Raw genomic sequence first — 22,370 nt, forward strand, 5'->3', positions numbered from 1 at the left:
ATCTACATTTCTAATCCAGGGGGATGGCCCCCAGCTATTTATCGTGAAAGAATGCTATCACAAGCTGCTTAGTAACGGGATTTCTGTATGAGGGTGTTTTCAAACTGCACTTTTTTTGACAACTCCAGGAAAGCCATACGGCATGGTTTCAATCCACGCTCCCGCACGGGGAGCGACTCACGTAGCGGACGACGGTGAGGGCGCCGATGACCGCGTTTCAATCCACGCTCCCGCACGGGGAGCGACGATATTCATAACTGCCATTGCCACTCGTAGGGTAAGTTTCAATCCACGCTCCCGCACGGGGAGCGACTCTCGACCGCCGATACGTTTTGCAGACAGTATTCGTTTCAATCCACGCTCCCGCACGGGGAGCGACTACCAGATCGGCATCCGGTAATGTGGAGCATATTGTTTCAATCCACGCTCCCGCACGGGGAGCGACTGAGAAGCTTGTCCTTGCCCTTCTCGATCTCCAGATGTTTCAATCCACGCTCCCGCACGGGGAGCGACTGCACCCATAACCGGCCTTGCTGCACAAGGGATCTGGGCGATTTTTCGCGAACGTGATTCAACTCAGCGTAATTTAGCGTCTGCAACAGCCAATCGCGCCTAATCCCTTTTGTAGCTTGGTGCGCGAACCTCCCGGGATTTTCATGTTCGCTTGGGGTTCGCGCGTAGAGGGAGACAGGATTATAATACCATGTTTTCCTCGTTGAAAGAGCTATGGCGGCTGACATCGTTCTCCTAGTAGAGTCATCCGCCATAGCTCATATCTTTATTCCTCATTCCCCACCCCGCCCCAGCCGCCTATATGCCGAAGGCGTATATCCCGTCAGCTTCTTGAACGACTTGGAAAAGTAGAGCGGGTCGGTGTAGCCGACGGACAGGGCGACTTCCTCGACGGACAGCGGCTCTGCGAGCAGCGACCGGGCGCGCTCGATACGCAGTTGCTGCAGATAGGCGACGGGCGTCATGCCCGTCTCACGCTTGAACAGCTTGGTCAGGTGCGTGCGGTGGTAGCCGAGCTCGGCGGCCATCTGCGCGATGGTGACCGAGGGTGAGGATTGCTGCGCCTGCAGCCAGCGCGCCGCGCGGTCCGCCTCGACGGCGGCCGCGCTCCGGCGCTCGGCGCCCGCCGCGGGACCGCCCGGCCGGTTCGCCCTGGCCCATGCCGCGAACGCGAGGCGCAGCCAGCCCTCCGCCTCCCAGTCGGCGGTCCAGCCCTTCTTGGCGAAGGCGCCGTTCACGGCCCGAATCGCCCGCAGCGCTTCTTCTCCGCCTCCGCGCACGATGGGATGCGAGGCGTCGATTCCCGCCGCGGCCAGCCAGCGTTCGGCTTCGGGCCCGCGGAAGGCGATCCAGCGGTATCGCCAGGGCTGCGCTTTGTCCGACTGGTAGGCATGCATCTCGCCGGGCAGGATGACGAAGCTGTCACCCGGCTCCAGGTCGTAGTGAACGTCCCGGCATTTGAACCAGCCCTTCCCCTCTGCGATCGTATGAATGAGGATATGATCCAGCTTCTGCGGCCCCATCCGGTGCTCGGGTTCGGTCTGCGAATGTCCGGCGAACAGTACGGACAGCGCGCCCGAGGCGCGCGGGTTCGGGTGCACGGACGTGCGGCTGAACGGATTAGACATGAACGGTGACCCTCCACATAGCAGACTACATAATTCCATAAGAAGCACGAATTGTTCCATATGCCCGGAAGCGCTTTTTATTTATTATAGATCGCAGATAGGCTTAATACTACCGGGAATCAGGGAGGCTGCATCCTCATGTCCAAGATTACGTTCCTCGGAGCGGGCAGTACGGTATTTGTCAAAAATGTACTGGGTGATAGCATGCTCGTACCGTCGCTCCAAGGCTTCGAGCTGGCATTGTACGATATCAATCCGGAGCGGCTCAAGGAATCCGAGAGCATGCTCCGCAATATTCAAGCGTCGTCCGGCAGCAAGTGCCGCATCGTCGCGTATTCGGACCGCAAGGAGGCGCTGCGCGGCGCCAAATACGTCGTCAACGCGATCCAGGTCGGCGGCTACGACCCGTGCACGATCACCGACTTCGAGGTGCCCAAGAAATACGGCTTGCGCCAGACGATCGCGGACACGCTGGGTATCGGCGGCATTTTCCGCAATCTGCGCACGATCCCGGTCATGCTCGACTTCGCACGCGACATTCGCGAGGTATGTCCGGACGCCTGGTTCCTGAATTACACGAACCCGATGGCCGTGCTGACCAACGTCATGAACACCCATGGCGGCGTGAAGACGGTCGGTCTGTGCCACAGCGTCCAGGTGTGCGTCGATCATCTGTTCGACGGGCTCGGCATGGACAAGACGGGGGTAAAGTCCCGTATCGCGGGCATTAACCATATGGCGTGGCTGCTCGAAGTGTCCAAGGACGGCGTCGATCTGTATCCGGAGATCAAGCGCCTGGCGGCCGAGAAGCAGAAGGAGAAGCATCACGATATGGTGCGCTACGAGCTGATGCTGAAGTTCGGCTACTACGTCACGGAGTCAAGCGAGCACAACGCGGAATACCACCCGTACTTTATTAAGAAAAACTATCCGGAGCTGATCGAGCGCTTCAACATCCCGCTGGACGAGTATCCGCGGCGCTGCGTCAACCAGATCAAGGGCTGGGAGGAGATGCGCGACAGCATCGTGAACAATGCGAGCCTCTCGCACGAGCGTTCGCACGAGTATGCTTCGTATATCTTCGACGCGATGGAGACGAATGTGCCGTTCAAGATCGGCGGCAACGTCATGAACACCGGTCTGATCACGAACCTGCCGAAGGAAGCTTGCGTCGAAGTGCCGTGTCTCGTCGATGCGTCGGGCGTGTCGCCGACGTATGTCGGGGATCTGCCGCCTCAGTTGGCCGCGCTCAACCGCACCAACATCAATACGCAGCTGCTCACGATCGAAGCCGCTATGACGGGCAAGAAGGACCATATTTACCACGCCGCATTGCTCGACCCGCACACGTCCGCTGAGCTGTCGATGGACGACATCGTCTCCCTGTGCGACGATCTGATCGAAGCGCACGGCGACTGGCTGCCGAAGTTCCGCTGATTGGCTGAGAGAAGTGGTCCATGCCGTGTGCATGGGCCTCTTTGCGCTGATCCGATACAGTCCCCGCTCCTCGAGGACGCCTCATCTAGAAGCAATCCGTGTCCTCATATGCTCCCCTTGCATCTGAAATAGGAGTTCCACTTGGGAGAAAGTCGGAGCGCAGCAGAAGGCGGAAGCCTGCCATCACGAAGGAGGCGAGCTGGACCGAATTGAGGGCCAGATGCGTAGCTCAGGGGGCTGATCGAACGGGATACGTATCCGACAATGTACTGAGCCAGATCGCCTCCTTGCCGTCTGCGCTGAACAGCATTGGGGCCGGTTGAAGAGACGATCCGCAAGCTCGGCTACGACCAATCTGACGCGCTCATCCGTCACGTGCCAGGGCCTCCGCGAGGTCGGCGGAGCGGCAGCCCCCCCGTCAGGCAGCGTCGGGACGCGTACCGTCACCGCGGTCCCTTCGTGCGGCGCGCTAGTGATGACCAGGCCGTAGCGTTCTCCGTACAAAATTTTAATCCTTCGATCGATATTGGCGAGGCCGATGCCGTTGTCGCCGCCGGCCTCCGGCGCCGCCCGGGCGGAAGTCAGGCTGTCGCGCAGAGCGGCCAGCTCCTTCGGCGTCATCCCCGCGCCGTTATTTTGGATGACAAAAAGTAAAAATTCATCCTTGAGGAACCCCGGATAGCAGAACGTCCGCCTCCAGCCACGGCTTGAGCCCATGGTAGATGGCGTTTTCCACAATCGGCTGCTGATTGAACTTAATCACCCGGCATTCGAGGATAGCGGAACCCACATCCCATTCGAACCGGAAGCAGCCCCTGATCCGGATGTCGATGATACCGAAATAGTTGCGGATGCACGCCAGCCCCTCCTGAACCTGCCAACCGCGGAGCCGCATTTGTTTCTATCCACGCTCCCACGTGGGGAGCGACGGGGCGGCACAACCGGAGCGCCGGAAGGAAATGCGGTTTCAATCCACGCTCCCGCGCGGGGAGCGACGTAACCTGACTCGTTCTTTTTCCCATATGACTGCGTTTCAATCCACGCTCCCGTGCGGGGAGCGACGCAAAGTCGATGCGTTCAGATGCTGCTTCGGCAAGTTTCAATCCACGCTCCCGCGCGGGGAGCGACACGGACCAACCGCGCGAGTCAGCCGAGAACCAAGGGTTTCAATCCACGCTCCCGCGCGGGGAGCGACGTTAGCGATCGAATAAGGAGGGAGGGTACAAAATGGTTTCAATCCACGCTCCCGCGCGGGGAGCGACTCGGCAGCAAAGAAGACCCGGAGGACGTCGCCAAGTTTCAATCCACGCTCCCGCGCGGGGAGCGACAGTGCCTCGTCGATTTCGTTTGCCTGCAGATGCTTGTTTCAATCCACGCTCCCGCGCGGGGAGCGACACGCTGCGTCGCCTTGCGATCCAGCTCCGGCAACTCGTTTCAATCCACGCTCCCGCGCGGGGAGCGACCCGACAACCGTCGAGGAGCTATACGATCACGCGATGTTTCAATCCACGCTCCCGCGCGGGGAGCGACGACGTTATCGCCGGCACCGCGGTATACGTAGTGGTTTCAATCCACGCTCCCGCGCGGGGAGCGACTGGCGACAGCCGCCTTGGAGTACCTGCTATTTACGTTTCAATCCACGCTCCCGCGCGGGGAGCGACTGAGTCTTACAACGGTGGAGAATGCTCCGTCGTTGTTTCAATCCACGCTCCCGCGCGGGGAGCGACTATACGGCACCTCGTGCTTGCTTAAGATGCTGCCGTTTCAATCCACGCTCCCGCGCGGGGAGCGACAACATCAGGCGCACCTGCAACCGACTTCGGATATGGTTTCAATCCACGCTCCCGCGCGGGGAGCGACTGGGGATCGCGCAGAGCCTCGGCCACCCAAGGTGTTTCAATCCACGCTCCCGCGCGGGGAGCGACTGCACCCGTAAACCGGCCTTGCAGCGCAAGGGATTTGGGCGATTTTTCGCGAACGTGATTAACTTATTGTAGTTTATCGTTTCTTCGACTTCCATACGCATACAATTCCAGCAGTGGCGTGTTGCGCGAACCTCCCGAGATTTTCATGTTCGCTTGGGGTTCGCGCGCACAGCGGATATAGATTATAATACCATCTTTCCCACGGTAAATGAGCTTTCGGGTCTCACTCTCCAACGGAGTCAGCCGCCATAGCTTATATCCTTTCTCTCAATAGTTCCGCTAATCTGGCTGCAAGTAATCGTAAGAATCAAAAGGCCTTGAGATCCGGTCAGCGCCGGACTCAAGGCCGTTTTTTGTGTTTGTGTGCCGCCTGGGGTTCGGCTCGCTCGAACTGATCGATCATATAAGGCTTGATGGCGGCGAGTTCCCGTATCAAGTAGGCGGATGCGGCGGAGAAGCGCGATAGCTCTTGGGCCGTGAACTCGCGCGGACGCTCGGCGGAGATGAACTGATAGCCGATCGATTCGCTCCCGTGGACCAGCGGCAGCGTGACGAACGATTGGATCGCTGCCCGCTTGTACATATCGTAGTGGTTGCTCACGATCGGATGGTCCGAACGGAGCACGTTTTCGATTTTTAGCATATGGGTCGCATAGACGGGGGCGGGCGACTGCTCGGGGATATCCGGCCCCACATCCAGGCCTTGCGTGTATTCATTGAATACGTCGGGCATATGGGAGACCGAAGCGTTCCAGATCCGCAGCTTGTCCGTATCGTACAAGTACAGCGCGCCCCTTAATTCGGGGCAGTCGCTTCGCAAGCGGCTGAGATAGTGTCCCGTCGCAATCTTCGCCCGGAGGGCGAGGTATTCCGAGCGACCGATCAGCTCTTCCTGGTAGAGCTGCAGCAGCTGCACAGCTAGGTTGCTCTCATGCTTGCCCGACGGATCGAGACGGGCGAGCAGCTTTTTCAGCTCCCGGGTCTCCTTGAACTTTCTCAAGGAAGTGACGATTTGCTCCATAACCAAACATCTCTCCGAATTATTTAGGATGACTGTTCTTCTGCAGTTCGGCGTTTGTTATTGATTAGGATCGCTTCGATGAATTCGCGGATCGTCTCCAGCTCATGCTCGTCCAGCTCGGAACCGTCCCAGTGCAGCGTGCCGGCTCCCGCACGAATCTCTACAGGGGCCTGCAACAGCGGCTGTTCCTCGACATCCGTCAAGCCGAGCAAATAGTCGGACGTCGTATGCAGGACATGAGCCAGCCTGGAGATGACGGCGAGCGGCGGCTCCCGATTGCCGTTCTCGTACCCGGATATCGTCGTCTTGGCTACGCCTACCTCTGCGCCGAGCCGCTCCATGGTGAAGCCCCGCTTTTTCCTGAGCAGCTTCAGGCGGTTTCCGAATGGATTCGTCATAATTCTCCTTCTCATACAATCATTGAAAATAGGACCAATATCCTTTAAAATACAAACCGAGTACTCGAAATGAATACTTTTGCCTACCTTTATTATATCATATGGCCCATCTTGAGCTAAAACAATTATGGATGTGACCGGGGATGGAGCGATATTCGGCATTGTCAGCCGAAGAAGGGCAATTTGAGCAGAGCGCAAGGTTGTTATTGGGGCAGCATTCCGATATTGCATGGTGGATGAACGGGACCGGCGCGATGCTGGGATGCAATGAGGCATTCGAAGCTTTTTTCGGCAGCATTGCGGAGAAGATGTCCAGTCTCTGTTTTGAACGCATCGTCTCGCAGAAGGATCTGAAGCGCATATCGGGTTACTTCCTGAAGGCGAGAACGGGCCGCGCCCAGCATCTTGAGGCCGCCTTCATCCATCGCGATGGCAGAGAGGTTATGCTGCGCATTTCTTTCGTTCCGGTCTATGCGGGGGGCAAGGTGATCGGTTTATACAGTACCGCTATTCCCTCGCGTCGTGATGAGGCGGCCTGGCTGGAGTTCGCCGCAAGCTGCACGGAGGACAGGCAGACGGACAGTTCGTCTCCTCTCGTGAGGGAATTGGGCCAAGCGATCGACCGGAACCAGCTTCTTGTATATTATCAGCCGCAGCTTCATATTCGTACGGGACGGATTATGGGAGTCGAGGCGCTGCTGCGCTGGCAGCATCCGACGCTCGGGATCGTATCTCCGGGCGAGTTCATCCCGATTGCAGAGGAGACCGGGCAGATCATCCCGATCGGCGAATGGGTACTCCGGCAGGCCTGCGCCCAGATTAAAGCCTGGCAGGACAACGGGATGGAGCCGTTCACGGTCTCGGTCAATCTGTCACCGCGTCAGTTCGAGCAGTCGTCCATCGTCGATACCGTCAGCGCGGCGTTGACGGATACGGGGCTGGATGCCCGGTACTTGGAGCTGGAGATCACTGAAGGCATGACGATGGACGTGGAGCGGTCGAGCGCGACATTGAATGAATTGAAGAAGCTGGGTGTGAAAATCAGCGTCGACGACTTTGGCATCGGCTACAGCTCTCTTAATTATCTGAAGCGCTTTCCGATCGACACGTTAAAAATAGATCAATCGTTCATCCGGGATTGCACGACGGACGAGAGCGATGCCATGATCATCAAGACCATCATATCGATGGCGCATCATTTAAATATGAACGTAATCGCCGAGGGCATCGAGACGCCCGAGCATCTCATATTCCTGCAGCAGCATCTGTGCGACGAGGGCCAGGGCTACCTGTTCAGCAGACCGCTGCCGGCAGATCAATTCCTGCAGGAATACGGTCGGATCGGGTCCGTCGTCGAGAGCCTGGGCCTCAGCGCGTCGCTGACAGATCAGATGTGGATACAGGAGCAGCTGCGCGCAACCCGGCATGACCTGGAGACGACGCTGCGTCAGCAGCAGGGCAAGATTATGAAGTTCAGAGAAGAACACGGCAAGTTCATTCATTCCCTGTGCGACGGCGAGCTGCTCTACCGCATGGGCTTCACGCCAGGGCATATTGTCGGCAAGGAGCTGCGGGATTTCCTCCCCCCGCGCACGGCTGAACGAATCGAGAGCTTCTACAGAAAGGCATGGCTCGGCAACGACAATGTCACGTACGAAGATGAAATCAACGGGATCTGGTATCTCTCCTCGCTGCGCCCGATCCGCAGAGGCGGCAGGGTGGTGGAGGTCATCGGCTCGGCGATCGATATCACGCAGCGCAAACGAGCGGAGGAAGCGCTCCGGCAGATGTATGCCAGATTCCGGCTGATCGCAGAGAATACGACGGACTTAATATCGGTGTTCGACACGGACGGCAAGCTGCAATATGCATCCCCTTCGCACGAGCAGCTCTTAGGATTTGCATTGCAGTCGCTTGAAGGCAAGACGCTGTCGGATCTCATTCATCCTGACGATCATAACGCCGCGGCTGCTTTCTTTTCCGAAGTGGTAGAAAAGAAGAAAGCCGGCCATGAAGCGTTCAGGCTCAGGCATCGGGACGGAGGCTGGGTATGGGTGGAGACGGGCTGTACACCGGTGCTCGGGGGCGATGGCCGTGTCGAACGCATTATCAGCGTAGGACGGGATATTACGGTGAGGAAGCGGGAGGACGACCAGGATGAACACTCATGGAAGCCTGCCGAATGATACGGTTGCCATAGCATAGGGTGGGGGAGTATAATCGAGCTATAAGAAGGAGGCCGACGATTATGCATGCCGAATCTCAATCGCCTATTCCAGCCGAAGTCCCGAACGAAGCGGAATCTTGCCATCATGACGGGTCCGACCGCAGAAGCCACCACTCCGACAAGGTCAAGAGCAGCCTGATCAGCCGGCTGAACCGGATCGAAGGCCAGGTGCGCGGCATCAAGGGCCTGATCGAGCGGGATACCTACTGTGACGATGTGCTGAATCAGATCGCCTCCGTCCAGTCGGCGCTGAACGGCGTCGGCAAGCTGCTGCTCGAGCATCACCTCAAGAGCTGCGTGGTCGAACGCATTCAGGAGGGCGACACGGATGTGTTGGCCGAGCTGATGACGACGATGAACAAGCTGATCAAGTAAAAGGCCATAAAAAAGCAAAAGCAGCGGGTCGCGATTGTCGGCGAGTCCGCTGCTTTTTCTATTTGTACGGGGCCGGGTTCCATTCATCGGAATGGCGCAGTCGCCGTGCGGCCGACGTCCCGGATGATCGCAGCCACGTCTTCAGAGAAGTTGCGGACGGGATGTCCGTCCAATGGCTTCATCTGACCGTGAATTTGCTGAATCCGGGTGTGCAGGTTCCGGTCCGTCGTCACGTGTATGCGGTGTCCGGGCAGCGCCCGCTCGGCGGCTTGTTGGGCCTCCTGTGCGACAAGTGCGGACTGGGGGCCTGACTTGACGTCGAGTCCGACGACCGCTTCATGATTGTTCACCAATACAGTCGCTTTGTCTACGCCTTGAATGCGTGCGATTTTGGCGGACAATTCATCGGCCTTCCGCATATCCTGCGTGGCCGAGTCGTGAATCATGTGCTGCTCCTTCGACTTGGTCTTAACGCCGTTGGATGAAGCGCCGCATCCCGACAATCCGATCGCGAGTACCAGAGCACCCGCCAGCAGCATTGTTTTTTTCATAATTGATCACCTCCGACATTAATTTTCCTCTCCTGCTTGCTTATTATTCGCTTCAGTAATCTGGATGCATTGACATCAACTTGTTCGTTCCTAAATCCCGCAAACGGGGGATGATAGCTCTCGGACCATAAACCAAACATTCAGGAGGCTTGCCACGCGTGAAAAAAATCGCTGTTGCCGTTGTCGCTGCTTGTATGCTGATCTCCGCCAGCTCTGCTGCATCCGCTGCAGCGCCGATGACCGAGAAAAAGCATGAGACGATGCACCACAAACATGCAGGAAAAGCACACAAGCTTCATGCCAAATCGAACGGGAAAATGAAAATGCTGGAAACCGACAAAAAGCTGAGCGCGAAAGATGTAACGAAGCTTCCGAAAACGGGCTTCGGCGGTGCCAGCGAGCAAACCGAATAGCAAAGGAGATAGCCGGAGGAGAGCGCTTGTGGGCGGCTCCTTCGGCTGTTGACCAACCAGATGAAATATCTCCTGAAATGTATCGTCCTCATGATGAGCGCTTTAATTGTAGTTTCTTGCTCCAGTCAGAACGACATTCGCACAAAACCTGAGAAACCCGCGCCGCAATCGCACGATAAGGCGCTAGACATAACGGAAAACAAGAAATCGAATCCAACGCGGTTCGCTCCCCAAGCGACGAATTGGAGAGGCATACAGCCAGTCCGAATGTACATCCCGGCGATCGATCTTCATGCCGATATCGAGCCGGTTCACGTATCGCTTCAAGGAAGTATGGAGGTTCCGAAAAGCACGGAAACAATCGGGTATCTGGAAGACGGCACGCTTCCCGGCGCAAAAGGGAACGCGGTGATGGACGGTCATGTGGACAGCTATACCGGGCCAGCCGTGTTCTATCATCTTAAAAAGCTGAAGCCGGGAGATTCGGTCTATGTGAAGGATGCAAAAGGAACCGCGATTGAATTCAGGGTCGAGGCGATTGGCGTCTACAAAACGGAGAATGCCCCTGTGCAAAGAATATTCGGACCATCTGACGAACCGAGGCTTAACTTAATTACCTGCACAGGCAAATACAGCAGGAAAATGAAAGAGCACCAAGAGCGTCTAGTCGTGTATACGAAACGCGCAGGCGCATAAAGACAGCATCAGACAGCAGCGACGGCACTGACGGCACCGACGGCAGGGCGGACTTCATTTGTGTACGGATGCCGAAGCTTGCCGCATCTGTCGCCTTGCCTTCGCCTGAAGGCCGAGCCAGAGAAAGGGGAACGGAAAAATAAAGGTCCAGTAGATGCGTTCGGGATCGTATTCGAATCGAAATATCTCAGTGATTGCGATGCCTTGAAGGTTGTAGGCCATAAAATAAAGCCAATGAAAGCCCATTCTGCCCGGATGATACCACAGCCAGGCGCCCATCAGTCCGCCGACCAGGCTTACCGGAATGACGGACAACAGGTTGAGCGTTGCTGAACGAAGGGGCTTCAGGTACACGAATGCGAGCGCCGCATAGCCTGCCAGCGCCAGCAGCAGCACGATCGCGTAGCTAATCGGGCCGCGGCAGCCCGAATACAAAAAGCCGCTCGCCGCGAGCACTAGCGCATGAATGGCGAACGAGCGAAGCGAATTGCGCAGCATGCGACAGCCCCTTTTCTATGGATGCCAGAATTATATGTAAATTATACCACATGCAGGTGCGATATAAATAAACAGAGCCGTCGGCAGCCGCCGGCGGCTCTGTCCATCTATATCGGTTTATTGCGTCGGATCGAGAGGCCCGAATGCAAACTTGAACGAATAAGGCCGATTCGCGGGCAGCGTGTACGCTTCGTGCGTGCGCGCGCCCCAGCTGTCGTCGCCGCCGACGCCCATCTGGCGGTAGTTTACACGCACGATGGTGCCGCGGCTCTGCGGCAGCTTGTACGGATGGTCGCTCGCTTCGAGCTCGACGGGCGTCCAGGGCAGCGCGCTCAGCTCAAACGGCATGGCGCTCGTGAATCGCAGGCCGAGCCCGTCGGCGCCGGTCAGTTCGGCATGGCGCACATCGGTCTTGTTGCCGCACTCCTGCGGCCGCAGATACGGGACGAACTGATCGGCGACCTTGCCTGCGAAGCGGCCGAGACGCGCGCCCGTCCGGCGGTCCCAATAGCTCTCGTGCGGACCGCGGCCGTACCAGGAGAGCGCATCCAGCCCGCCGTCCAGCTCGAGCATCACGCCGAATGCCGGCAGCTCGGGCAGCGTGTCGCCGCCCGGACGGAGCTCCTGAGTCACCTCGACGGTGCCGTCCGCTCCGATCGCATAGTGCAGCGTAAGCGCAGTCGACGGATCGTCCGACAGACGGTATGCTGCGATCACGGTGACCTGCCTGTCGCTCGTGCGGCTATCCAGGCCCACGAGCTGCAGGCGGCTGCCCGCCTCGCGCCAGATCGCGCAGCGCTCGGTCATCTTGTTGCCCCGGTCGTTGTCGGTCTCGGGCCGCCAGAAGTACGGGTGCAGCGGCGCGATCAGCAGCTCGCGGCCATCGACCGCGTAGGAGACCAGCTCCCCGGTCGCTCGGCTGAACCGCAAGGCGAAGCGCTCGCCCGATACCGCCAGCGCATCCGCCGATTCGGCGGCGACCGGCGCCTGCGCGTCCGAGGCTTCCACGGGCAGTGCGGTCCGGGCCTTGATTACGAATTGCTCCCAAGCGACCTCGTGCCCTCGGCCGGCCCAAGCCGTATCCGACTTGAGCACGAGCGCCAGCAGCAGCGTCGCCTCCCGGTCGTCCGGCAGCGAAGCCCAGTCGTACGGCACTGCGAGCTCGGCGCTCTCGCCGGGCGCAGCGGCCAGAGCCAGCGTGCCGTGCAGGGGCTTTTCACCGGATGCCGCCCCTTCTCCGGCCGGCACGCCGTCCAGCGCGATCTCCCATCGCAGCTCGTAGGCGGACAGATCGGTGAACAGATGCTTGTTGCGCACGACGAAGCGGCCTTCCATCAGGTCTACCGCCTGCCAGGACGCGTTCTGATAGCACTTTTTGACCTCGTACAGCTTGGGGCTCTCCGTCCGGTCCGCGAAGATCAGGCCGTTGCCGCTGAAGTTGCCGTCGTGAGGAGACTCGCCGAAGTCGCCGCCGTAGGCCATATACTCGGTCCCGTCGGGCGTGCGCGTGCGGATCGCCTGATCCACCCAATCCCAGATGAACGCGCCCTGCAGAATGTCGTGGCGGTCGAACAGCTCCCAGTACAGATGCAGGCCGCCGCAGGAGTTGCCCATCGCATGGCTGTACTCGCACAGAATGTACGGTTTTTTCCCCCGATTGTATACGTAGCGCTCCAGGTCGGCGGGCTTGGCGTACATCGTCGATTCGATATCCGACGCCGCCTCGTAAGCCCGATGGTGAAAGATCCCCTCGTAATGCACGAGTCGGGACGGATCGGCGGCCTTCAAAAAGTCGTGCATGGCGATGAAGTTCTCGCCCCCAAACGACTCGTTGCCGAGCGACCAGATGACGATCGACGGATGGTTCTTGTCCCGCTGGAACATCGAGTTGGCGCGGTCGAGCACATTGTCCCGCCACTGCGGCTTGCTGCCGGGCACGTTGCCCTCTTCCTCCACGCCCTCCTGGTCGTACCGCCAGCTGCCGTGGGTCTCGAGGTTCGTCTCGTCGATGACGTACAGACCGTATTCGTCGCACAGCTCGTACCAGACGGGCTGATTCGGATAATGCGACGTGCGGACGGCATTGATATTGTGGCGCTTCATGAGCAGGATGTCGCGGATCATGTCCGCCTTGGCCAGCGCGCGGCCGGTATCGCAGGAGAACTCGTGACGGTTGACGCCCTTGAAGACGATGCGCTGCCCGTTGATCTTCATGAGTCCGTCCTTGAGCTCGAACGTGCGGAAGCCGATCCTGCATCCGGTCGCATGCAGCAGCGCCCCGTCGTCGCCGTACAGCGTCAATACCAGCGTGTAAAGGCGGGGCGTCTCGGCGCTCCATTTGCGCGGGGCGGCGACGTCGGCGGACAGCGTCAGCGCCAGCTCGCCCTCGGCGGACGAAACGACCGCGGTCGAAGGCGCCGTGTCCCATACCGCGCGTCCGTCCCCGTCGTACAGCTGCATGTCCAGCCGACCGGCGGCACAGCGTCCGCCGAAGTAGTTGTCCAGCTTGACGTCCACGTCCAGCACGGCGTCGCGATAATCCGCGTCGAGCGTCGGCTTCGCGAAGAAGTCGGAGATTCGCAGCGCGGGTGCCGAGTACAGATACACGTCGCGGAAGATGCCGGAGAGCCGCCAGAAGTCCTGATCCTCCAGCCAGCTCGCGTCGCACCAGCGGTACACCTCGACGGCAAGCTTGTTTTCTCCATCGATCAGACAGGGCGTGAGGTCGAACTCCGCCGGCGTAAACGTATCCTCGCTGTACCCGGCCAGCTCGCCGTTGACCCATACGTAAAAGGCGGACTCGACGCCCTGGAAGCTGATGAATACCGGCTGTCCCGCCCACGCCGCGGGCACCTCGAACGTGCGGACGTAGGAACCGACCGGGTTGTAGGCAGTGGGAGCGAACGGGGGCTTGAGCTCCGGCTCGCGCTCGGACCACGGGTAGCGGACGTTCGTATACTGCGGATAGTCGTAGCCCTGCAGCTGCCAATGCGACGGCACCGGCATGTCCGCCCAGCCGCTCGTGTCGAAGTCCATCCGGTAAAAGTCGCGCGCGCGCTGCTCAGGCGTATCCGCCAGCGCGAACTTCCACGTGCCGTTCAGCGAGCGGTAATAGGGGGACGCGGCGGGATCGCCGTTCAGCGCGGCTTCGACGGACGGATAAGCCATCATATGCGCATGCGCTTCCATCCGGTTGAGCTGGAAGACGTCGGGGTTATTGTTCCATTCGGGGTAGCCGTTGGCGGGCGGCGTATAGACGAATTTGTGACGCACGGGCAGCGCTCCTTCAGATACGTATTGGTTAATATATTCACATTATAATAGGTGTGATAGAGTCGTTATATAAAAGGATATTGCCTCCGGGTATTAAAATATGAAACGAGTGATCGCGATGAAAAGCAAGCTGCTGTTCGCGCAGCCCGACCGGACTTCCCTGCTGCCGGTCTACGTCACCTCGGTCGGCTATTGGGAGCATCAGCCGGAGATGGCGCGGGAGGACGGCTTCCCCGATTATCAGATTCACCAGACGCTTCGGGGCACGGGCGAGTATACGCTGCAAGGCCGCACGATCCGGGTCGGGCCGGGCGAGGTATGCGTGCTGTATCCCGGCGAGCGGCATGTGTACAAGTCGGCGGGCGGACGCTGGGAGATGGCATGGGTCGCGTTCAACGGCAGGGAAGCGAGCGCGCTGCTCCGGTATGCGGGCTGGCAGTCGTCGGGCGGCGGCAGGCTCGGGGATACGGAGCTGATCGGGCCGTTCAGGGATATGCTCGGCGGCGACTCTCTCTCCTACGAGGCCAATCTGGAGCGGTCGCATCTCATGTACGCGCTGCTGCTCGAGCTGGGCCGCGCCGCGCGGAGCGCGGGAGGCGGGCAGGACATGAACCGGCTGAAGCCGATCCTGGCGCACATCGAGGACCATCTGCACCGGCCGCTCACGCTGCGGGAGCTGGCGGATGCCGCGGCGATGTCGCCGCAGTATCTGTGCCGCTTGTTCAAGAAGACGATGGCGATGCGGCCGCTTCAATACGTCAACATGCAGCGCGTGGGACGGGCCAAGCAGCTGATGTTCGCTGCGCAGGGCTTGCGGATGCATGAGGTGGCGAGGGCGGTCGGCTTCGACAGCGCCAGCTATTTCGGCGCGGTGTTCAAGCGCGCGACCGGGTTCAGCCCCGAGCAGTTCCGCAGGCTGTACGGCCTGCCCGCGGGGGATTGACGGGGGGCTGGAGGGAGGCTGGCAGGGGGCTTGTGAGGGATTGGCGAGGGGCTGACGAGAGGCTGACGGGGGAGCGGCGAGAGATTGACGAGGGGCTGACGCTGGACTAATGAGGGGCCGGCGAGGTGATGACGAAGTGGTCAAAAAAGTGCACGCATTTGTCTAAATTGCCCTTCGCCTGATCCGCGCCCGGCAGCTATGATTGGAGGAACGGCAGGATTGTCGCAGACAAGGAGCGTGCAGCGCAGGTGGAAGCAAGCGATTGCGGATGCGCCGCGCGAGCCGAAGACGAGGAGCGGCGGGCGATGAGGATGGAACATGACAAGGCTGGATGGGGCGCGAAGGCTGACCCGGCCGAGGCCGCGGACGCGGCTTGGCTGCGGGCCGCCGAGCTATGGGAGAACGCCGGAGCGGATGCGGCGCTCGGGATGCTGCGGGAGCTGGACGGGGCGGATACGGCGCTCGGGATGCTGCGGGAGCTGGATGGAGCGGATGCGGCGCTCGGGATGCTGCAGGAGCTGGATGGAGCGGATGCGGCGCTCGGGATGCTGCGGGAGCTGGACGGAGCGGATGCGGCGCTGCAGATGCTGCACGATCGCTTCACGGGCCCGGCCATGCCTGAGCTGTATGTGAGCGAGGGCGATCGCGAAGCGCTGCTCGCTTATATTCGCCGGCACGGCGGCGAGGAGCTGGAGGAAGCGCTGCGGACGGCCGGAGAAGTGGCCGGGCGGCGGTTCGCGTTCCGGTTCCGCTGGGATATGGAGCGGTCGCATGTGCCGGTCGACTTCCCGGAGCGGATCGACTGGCAGCATGTGCCGGCGGGCGACGAGGAGTGGGCGTACATGCTCAACCGGCACCGCTATTGGGTCGCGCTCGGTCAAGCCTACTGGCTGACGGGAGACGAGCGCTACGCGCGGACGTATGCCGAACAGCTGGCGAATTGGATCGCAGCCAATCCTTGGCGGCCCGGCGAGCCGAGCCTGGCGTGGCGGTCCATCGAGGCGGGGCTGCGGGCGGCGAACTGGATCAAGGCGTTCGCTTACTTCAGGCGCAGCCCGTCCATGACGCCGGAGCTGCTGGGCAGCATGCTGGCATCGCTCTGCGCGCACGCCCGCTGCCTGGCCGAGCAGCCCGGCGGCTGGCGCAGCATCAGCAATTGGGGCGTGCTGGAGAACCAGGGCTTGTTTGCGTTGTCCCTCTTCCTGGACGGGTTCCCGTCCGCCGCGCAGTGGCGCAGCCAATCGCTCGCACGGCTGAAGGAGATGGCGCGGCTGCAGGTGAGCCGCGACGGCTGGCACTGGGAGCAGTCGCCGATGTATCACAATGAGGTGCTGCACGGCCTGCTCGACGTGCTGCTGCTGGCACAGCGTAGCGGGACGGCGCTCGACCCCGCGATCGTCGAGACGGCGCGGCGCATGGCCTACGCCGATCTGTATGTGGCGAAGCCGAACGGGCGTCAGCCGATGCTGGGCGACAGCGACGACACGGACATGCGGGATATCGTGACGTATGCAGCCGGGCTGCTCGGGGACGGCTGTCTGAAGTCGGGCGGCTACGCGTGCATCGATTATGACAGCGCCTGGAGCTTCGGCACGGCGGGCATCGCCGCATATGAGGCGCTGGAAGCTGCGCGGCCGCCTGAGGTTTCGCATGCCTTTGCAGCGTCCGGCAACTTTGTGATGCGCTCATCGTGGGATGCGGACGCAGCATACTTGTTTTTCCACTGTGCGCCGATCGGCGGCGGCCACGGGCATGCGGACCTGCTGCACTTCGATGTCCATGCCTACGGCCGGGATCTGCTCACCGATCTCGGGCGGCACAATTACAGCGAGGGCGACGCGCTGCGCCTCGTGCTGAAGCGCTGCGCGAGCCACAATACGACGACGGTGGACGGCATCGATTTCACCGAATGTCTGGGCACCTGGAGCTTCGGACGCATGGCGCGTCCTGCCGGCGTCCAGTGGCTGTCGGAGGCGGCGTTCGATTACGTGGAGGGCAGCCACGACGGCTATCTGCATCTGCCCGACCCGGTCGTGCCGCTGCGCCGAATCCTATTCGTCAAGCCGGGCTTCTGGGTGCTGTGCGACAGCTTCAGAGCGGCGGGGGCGCATGCGTACGCGCAGCATTTCCACTTCCCGCCGGGAGAAGTGCAGGTCGAGCAGGCGGGAGGCGTCGTCCGGACATTGAACGAGAGTGCGGCGAATCTCGCGATCGTCCCGGTGCGTCCGGAGGAGCTGACGGTGGCGATCGAGGCGGAGCGGATCGCGCCTGTGTACAATCAGAGCGCGGACAACTATGCCGCCACCTGTCGCATGCAGGCCTCCGGCTTCGCTTCGATCGTGCAGGTGCTCTATCCGCTCTGTCCGGGCGAGGCGGCGCTGCCCGTGGTCGAGGCGATTCCGGTGCACACCTATCTCGGCGAGGAGGTCGGTCGCGACACCGCCGAGGCATGCCGGATCACACTGCCGGATTCGGGAGACGTGTACGACGTCCTCATCTGCCACAAGCGGCCGATGCTCCATCACGAGTCGTATGTCGTCGACGACGTACAGGTGTTCGGAGAAGTCGTGCTGATCAAGCGGGATGCAGCGGGCGTAGAGGTTGTGACGGTCAAATAGGGGACCCAAGTGTGCACGTAGATCAACAGTGGGCGGGTGCGTGGGGGCCCGGGAGCCGAAGCGTGCACGTAGATCAACAGTAAGCGGCCCCACTTCCTCCACGCACGTAACAGCCAAAATACTGCACACAAATGTAAAGGAAGTATACGCCGCTCGCATTTGAAAGCGGTTACGATATGGGCGTACCTGCTCGATGCAAGTCCATATCAAAGGAGGAGAATTAATGAGAAAAAGTCTGAAGCTTGTCCTGGCCACCGCACTGCTCGCCGCGCCGGTCGCAACGGCTGCCGTATCGCCCGTCGGGACGGCGAGCGCAGCCGGCACGACATACTACGTCGACGCGTCCGGCGGCAGCGACGGCAACAGCGGCCAATCGTCGTCCGCCGCCTGGCAGACGCTCGCCAAGGTCAACGCCACGACGTTCGCGCCGGGCGACAAAATTCTGTTCAAGTCGGGCAGCTCCTGGACGGGACAGCTATGGCCCAAAGGCTCCGGCGCCTCGGGCAATCCGATCGTCATCGACCGCTACGGCACGGGCGCCAAGCCCGCGATCAACGGCGGCGGCTCGAGCTTCACGCAGACCGTATCGGGCGCGACGACGACGTACAACAGCGGCACCGTATTTCTGAAGAATCAGGAATACTGGGAGATCAACAACCTCGACGTGAGCAACGACGAGAATCTCGCCACCGACAACAACAGCTCCACCGCGCTGCGCGCCGGCGTGTTCTTCGCCATCGACGCCAATGCGAGCGACCGCGTCTACAATCACATCTACATCCGCGGTGTCGACGTGCATGACGTGGACGGCTACAACAACCCGAGCGCCAAGGCGAACGGCGGCATCATCGGCATGATCGTCGGCACCTACAACAAGACGACGGCGACGAGCGCACATTTCAACGACATCCGCATCGAGAACAACACCGTCCGCAAGGTCGACCGCTCCGGCATTCGCCTCACCGATCACAGCCTGTACTTGAGCGACGATTCCTTCAGCACGACATCCGTCCTGAAGTACGGCAACTGGGATACGAATGTGTACGTCGGGAACAACACGCTGTCCGAGATCGGCGGCGACGGCATCGTCGTACGCTGCACGGATGCAGGCATCGTCGAGCGCAACACCCTCACCAGCTTCGGCACCCACGTCACATCCGCGATTGCCGGCATCTGGGCGACCGTCTCGCAGAACAACATTTTCCAATACAACGAAGTGTACGGCGGCCCCGCGAGCAACCAGGACGGCATGGCCTACGACCTCGATCTGTACCTCAAGAATACGACCTTCCAGTACAACTACAGCCACGACAATCCGCAGGGCTTCCTGCTGCTGATGGGCAACAACGAGGGCGACGTGGTCCGCTACAACATCAGCCAGAACGACGGCATCTTCCTCAAGTGGGTCAGCTCCAAGGAGAAGACGCCCGCCTACCTCTACAACAACATCTACTACTACGACGGGGCCAAGGCCAAGATGACGGCGGACGACGCGTTCCCCGCGGGGGCCGGACTCAAGCTGTACAACAACGTGTTCTATAATAAAAGCTCTACGCCGACCAACTGGGGGACGGTCAACTGGGCGGATGCGGCGACGTTCAGCAACAACGTTTTTTATGAGGCGGGAGGCACCCATCCGGCGAGCGAACCTGCGGATTCGGCCAAGGTAACGGCCAATCCGGGCTTCGCGAATGCAGGCAGCGGCGGCATAGGACTCGGTACGCTGACCGGGTATCAGCTAAGCGCCGGTTCGCCGCTCATCAACCACGGCCTCGCCGTCTCCGGCAACGGCGGCCAGGACTTCTGGGGCAATCCGTTGTACAACGGCACGCCCGACATCGGCGCGCACGAGAAGACCGGCGCCGTCGGCTCGGGCACCGAATACGCGCCGTCGGCGGACGCGTTCGTGCGGGACGGCTCCTATGCCGGGACCAACTACGGCACCGCGACCGATCTGATGGTCAAGTCCGACGCGTCCGGCTATGCCCGCAAGACGTACCTCAAGTTCAGCTTCTCCTCGTTCGCCGGCTCGACCGCGGCCTCGGCCAAGCTGCGCCTGTACGTCAGCGGCGTCAACACGGACGCGCTCCGTACGCTGAAGGTGTACAGCACCGGCGAGACGTGGACCGAGACGGGCCTCACCTGGAACAATGCGCCGGCGACGGTGACGGCGGGCCCATCCGTCAACATCGGCAATGCGTCCGGCGTCTGGATCGAGATCGACGTGACCGCGCTCGTGAACGCCAATATGGACGACAAGCAAATCTCGCTGCTGCTCGTCAACGAAGGCGCAGCCAGCAGTAAGGGCGACGTGCAATCCAGCTCGCGCGAGGCATCCACGGCCGCCAACCGGCCGCTGCTGGTCATCTCGTAAGCGCACTGCACGGCCCATCGACACGCCAGAGCCTCCCGGCAACGGGAGGCTTTTTGTCGCACGGCAGCCCGAGTCCGCTAACCTCCTCATGGCCACATAGCGGAAAAAAGTACCGCTATAGGCCGCCAAGTAACCTCCTCTTGGCCGCATAGCGGAAAAAAGTACCGCTAAGGGCCGCCAAGTAACCTCCTCATGGCCGCATAGCGGAAAAAAGTACCGCTAAGGGCCGCCAAGTAACCTCCTCTTGGCCGCATAGCGGAAAAAAGTTCCGTTATGGGCCGCTAAGTAACCTACTCTTGGGCGCATAGCGGAAAAAAGTTCCGTTATGGGCCGCTAAGTAACCTACTTTTGGGCGCATAGCGGAAAAAGGTTCCGCTATGGGTTGCCAAGTAACCACCATACTGCCGCATAGCGGAAAAAAGTTCCGCTAGAGGCCTCTGCACAGCCCCGTCGCGGGCAGAACGTCACCTCCAGGCCGGCAGGTAAAGAAAGTGCACATAACGGTTGAATTCGTCCGTATCTGGCCGCCTGCCCGGATTTTATACTGGGGAGGACAAAAAGACATGAGGTGACCAAACCATGGAACCGATAAAATCGATCGCCACTAACGGGGGGGCGAATCCGGCACCGGCTGCCGGCCACACGGGCTCACCCATCGGTAGCGCCGCCGCCGCAGGTTCCGCCGCCTTGCCAGCCGCAGGAGGACCAGGCGCAGCGCCGGCCGCCCACGCCGCCGCAGGCCCCACCGGCTCGCCGGCCGCCCACGCCGCCGCAGGCCCCACCGGCTCGCCGGCCGCCCATGCCGCCGCAGGCCCCACCGGCTCGCTGGCCGCCCACGCCGCCGCAGGCCCCACCGGCTCGCCGGCCGCCCATGCCGCCGCAGGCCCCACCGGCTCGCTGGCCGCCCACGCCGCCGCAGGCCCCACCGGCTCGCTGGCCGCCCACGCCGCCGCAGGCCCCACCGGCTCGCCGGCCGCCCACGCCGCCGCAGGCCCCACCGGCTCGCCAGCCGCCGCTCCCGCCGGGCCCACGGCCACCCGCGCCGGCGCCGCGCCCGCCACCCCGCCCGCCACCCCGCCCGGCGCAGGCCGCCGCGCCTACTGGACGAACCGCCGCCGGGAAGCGGCCGTCGGGCTGCTGTTCGTCGCGCCGGAGTTTCTGGGCATCATCCTGCTGGGCGTATTCCCGCTGCTGTTCTCGCTGTACCTGAGCTTCACGGAGTGGAACCTGGTCGGCGGCCTGAAGGCGATTCACTTCATCGGCCTCGACAACTACGCGGACCTGCTCCATGACGACAAGTTCTACCATTCGCTGCGCAACAACCTGCTCTATACGGCCGTGACCGTGCCGGCCAGCATGGGGCTTGGATTTCTGTTCGCGGTCGTGATCAACTCGAGCGTCTTCATCAAGGATTACTTCAAGGTCGTCTTCTTCATCCCGTACATCGCGACGACGGTGGCGGTCGCCGCGATCTTCTCGGCACTTTTCCACCCGTCCAAGGGGCCGGTCAACCATCTGCTCATGACACTCGGCATCTCCGATCCGCCCAGATGGCTGGGGAGCACGAATACGGCGATGTGGGCGATCATCATCGTCGCCGTCTGGCAGGCGATCGGCTACAACATCGTCGTCTACATGGCGGGGCTCACCAATATCCCGGACGATCTGTACGAGGCGGCTGAGATCGACGGCGCCACCTGGATGCAGCGCTTCACGAAGATTACGTTCCCGCTGCTCGGACCGACGACGTTTTTCCTCAGCATTACCGCCATCGTCGCTTCCTTCAAGGTGTTCGACCTGATCGCCTTCCTGACCGAGGGCGGGCCGAACAACAGCACCAATGTGCTCGTTTACTACATCTACGAGGAAGGCTTCCGCAACTTCCGCATGGGCTACGCCTCCGCGTTGTCCTGGGCGCTGTTCCTGATCATCGCCGTGATTACCCTGATTACATGGAGAGCGCAGAGAAAACAATTTTAGA

General features: G+C 61.0%; 17 protein-coding genes and 2 CRISPR repeat arrays. Of the genes, 9 read left to right on the plus strand and 8 right to left on the minus strand.

What is annotated here, in order from left to right; translation table 11 throughout:
• The first annotated feature begins 145 nt into the window (after positions 1 to 145).
• Positions 146 to 513: a CRISPR direct-repeat array (repeat unit 32 nt; unit sequence GTTTCAATCCACGCTCCCGCACGGGGAGCGAC).
• Positions 514 to 785: 272 nt separating this feature from the next.
• Complete coding sequence (locus VQ071_RS25910) at positions 786 to 1,640, minus strand: helix-turn-helix transcriptional regulator (RefSeq protein ID WP_340517292.1); 855 nt, start codon at positions 1,638 to 1,640, stop codon at positions 786 to 788.
• A 138-nt stretch (positions 1,641 to 1,778) separates the two neighbouring features.
• On the opposite strand from VQ071_RS25910, the gene VQ071_RS25915 reads away from it, so the two are divergent.
• On the plus strand, positions 1,779 to 3,077 hold the full coding sequence (locus tag VQ071_RS25915) for an alpha-glucosidase/alpha-galactosidase (protein WP_340517293.1): 1,299 nt from the start codon (positions 1,779 to 1,781) through the stop codon (positions 3,075 to 3,077).
• 183 nt (positions 3,078 to 3,260) lie between these two features.
• Here the strand turns inward: VQ071_RS25915 and VQ071_RS29365 are convergent, their stop codons facing one another.
• From VQ071_RS29365 to VQ071_RS25930, 4 genes are all read right to left on the minus strand, one after another.
• Entirely contained in the window at positions 3,261 to 3,794 is a 534-nt protein-coding gene (locus VQ071_RS29365) for a sensor histidine kinase (RefSeq protein WP_445293341.1), read from the minus strand.
• Positions 3,736 to 3,972 (minus strand): sensor histidine kinase, encoded by a 237-nt coding sequence (locus VQ071_RS25920; RefSeq protein ID WP_340517295.1) that lies wholly within the window; start codon positions 3,970 to 3,972, stop codon positions 3,736 to 3,738. The genes VQ071_RS29365 and VQ071_RS25920 overlap by 59 nt, the downstream gene beginning before the upstream one ends.
• Positions 3,973 to 3,974: 2 nt before the next feature.
• Positions 3,975 to 5,002: direct repeats of the CRISPR family, unit length 32 nt; unit sequence GTTTCAATCCACGCTCCCGCGCGGGGAGCGAC.
• A gap of 340 nt (positions 5,003 to 5,342) precedes the next feature.
• Positions 5,343 to 6,023: a GAF domain-containing protein gene (locus tag VQ071_RS25925; protein ID WP_340517296.1), complete on the minus strand. Its 681-nt coding sequence runs from the start codon at positions 6,021 to 6,023 to the stop codon at positions 5,343 to 5,345.
• A 23-nt stretch (positions 6,024 to 6,046) separates the two neighbouring features.
• Positions 6,047 to 6,421 (minus strand): helix-turn-helix domain-containing protein, encoded by a 375-nt coding sequence (locus VQ071_RS25930; RefSeq protein ID WP_340517298.1) that lies wholly within the window; start codon positions 6,419 to 6,421, stop codon positions 6,047 to 6,049.
• Between the two features lie 143 nt (positions 6,422 to 6,564).
• Here VQ071_RS25930 and VQ071_RS25935 point away from each other — a divergent pair, with 143 nt between their 5' ends.
• Together VQ071_RS25935 and VQ071_RS25940 are read left to right on the plus strand one after the other, a co-directional pair.
• The gene (locus VQ071_RS25935) at positions 6,565 to 8,607 is read left to right on the plus strand and encodes an EAL domain-containing protein (RefSeq protein WP_340517300.1); all 2,043 of its coding nucleotides are present in this window, start codon (positions 6,565 to 6,567) and stop codon (positions 8,605 to 8,607) included.
• A gap of 62 nt (positions 8,608 to 8,669) precedes the next feature.
• Positions 8,670 to 9,023, plus strand: coding sequence for a metal-sensitive transcriptional regulator (locus VQ071_RS25940; protein ID WP_340517301.1), 354 nt, complete (start codon positions 8,670 to 8,672; stop codon positions 9,021 to 9,023).
• 83 nt (positions 9,024 to 9,106) lie between these two features.
• On the opposite strand, the gene VQ071_RS25945 is transcribed toward VQ071_RS25940, so the two are convergent.
• Positions 9,107 to 9,574: a YhcN/YlaJ family sporulation lipoprotein gene (locus VQ071_RS25945; RefSeq protein ID WP_340517303.1), complete on the minus strand. Its 468-nt coding sequence runs from the start codon at positions 9,572 to 9,574 to the stop codon at positions 9,107 to 9,109.
• A gap of 158 nt (positions 9,575 to 9,732) precedes the next feature.
• On the opposite strand from VQ071_RS25945, the gene VQ071_RS25950 reads away from it, so the two are divergent.
• Together VQ071_RS25950 and VQ071_RS25955 are read left to right on the plus strand one after the other, a co-directional pair.
• The gene (locus VQ071_RS25950; RefSeq protein ID WP_340517305.1) at positions 9,733 to 9,987 is read left to right on the plus strand and encodes a hypothetical protein; all 255 of its coding nucleotides are present in this window, start codon (positions 9,733 to 9,735) and stop codon (positions 9,985 to 9,987) included.
• Positions 9,988 to 10,035: 48 nt separating this feature from the next.
• Positions 10,036 to 10,683 carry a class F sortase gene (locus VQ071_RS25955; protein WP_340517307.1) on the plus strand — a complete coding sequence of 216 codons (648 nt, stop codon included), beginning with the start codon at positions 10,036 to 10,038 and terminating at the stop codon, positions 10,681 to 10,683.
• 54 nt (positions 10,684 to 10,737) lie between these two features.
• Here VQ071_RS25955 and VQ071_RS25960 read toward each other — a convergent pair whose 3' ends face one another.
• Both VQ071_RS25960 and VQ071_RS25965 read right to left on the minus strand, forming a co-directional pair.
• Complete coding sequence (locus tag VQ071_RS25960) at positions 10,738 to 11,181, minus strand: hypothetical protein (RefSeq protein ID WP_340517309.1); 444 nt, start codon at positions 11,179 to 11,181, stop codon at positions 10,738 to 10,740.
• 117 nt (positions 11,182 to 11,298) lie between these two features.
• The gene (locus VQ071_RS25965; protein ID WP_340517311.1) at positions 11,299 to 14,454 is read right to left on the minus strand and encodes a glycoside hydrolase family 2 TIM barrel-domain containing protein; all 3,156 of its coding nucleotides are present in this window, start codon (positions 14,452 to 14,454) and stop codon (positions 11,299 to 11,301) included.
• A 118-nt stretch (positions 14,455 to 14,572) separates the two neighbouring features.
• Between VQ071_RS25965 and VQ071_RS25970 the strand changes: the two genes are divergently transcribed.
• From VQ071_RS25970 to VQ071_RS25985, 4 genes are all read left to right on the plus strand, one after another.
• Entirely contained in the window at positions 14,573 to 15,397 is an 825-nt protein-coding gene (locus VQ071_RS25970) for an AraC family transcriptional regulator (protein WP_340517313.1), read from the plus strand.
• A 305-nt stretch (positions 15,398 to 15,702) separates the two neighbouring features.
• Positions 15,703 to 18,015 carry an alginate lyase family protein gene (locus tag VQ071_RS25975; RefSeq protein WP_340517315.1) on the plus strand — a complete coding sequence of 771 codons (2,313 nt, stop codon included), beginning with the start codon at positions 15,703 to 15,705 and terminating at the stop codon, positions 18,013 to 18,015.
• Between the two features lie 223 nt (positions 18,016 to 18,238).
• On the plus strand, positions 18,239 to 20,389 hold the full coding sequence (locus VQ071_RS25980; protein ID WP_340517317.1) for a CBM96 family carbohydrate-binding protein: 2,151 nt from the start codon (positions 18,239 to 18,241) through the stop codon (positions 20,387 to 20,389).
• Positions 20,390 to 20,968: 579 nt separating this feature from the next.
• The gene (locus VQ071_RS25985; protein ID WP_340517319.1) at positions 20,969 to 22,369 is read left to right on the plus strand and encodes a carbohydrate ABC transporter permease; all 1,401 of its coding nucleotides are present in this window, start codon (positions 20,969 to 20,971) and stop codon (positions 22,367 to 22,369) included.
• The last annotated feature ends 1 nt before the right edge of the window (position 22,370 follow it).

Source organism: Cohnella sp. 56, assembly GCF_037963805.1.
Lineage (GTDB): Bacteria > Bacillota > Bacilli > Paenibacillales > Paenibacillaceae > Cohnella.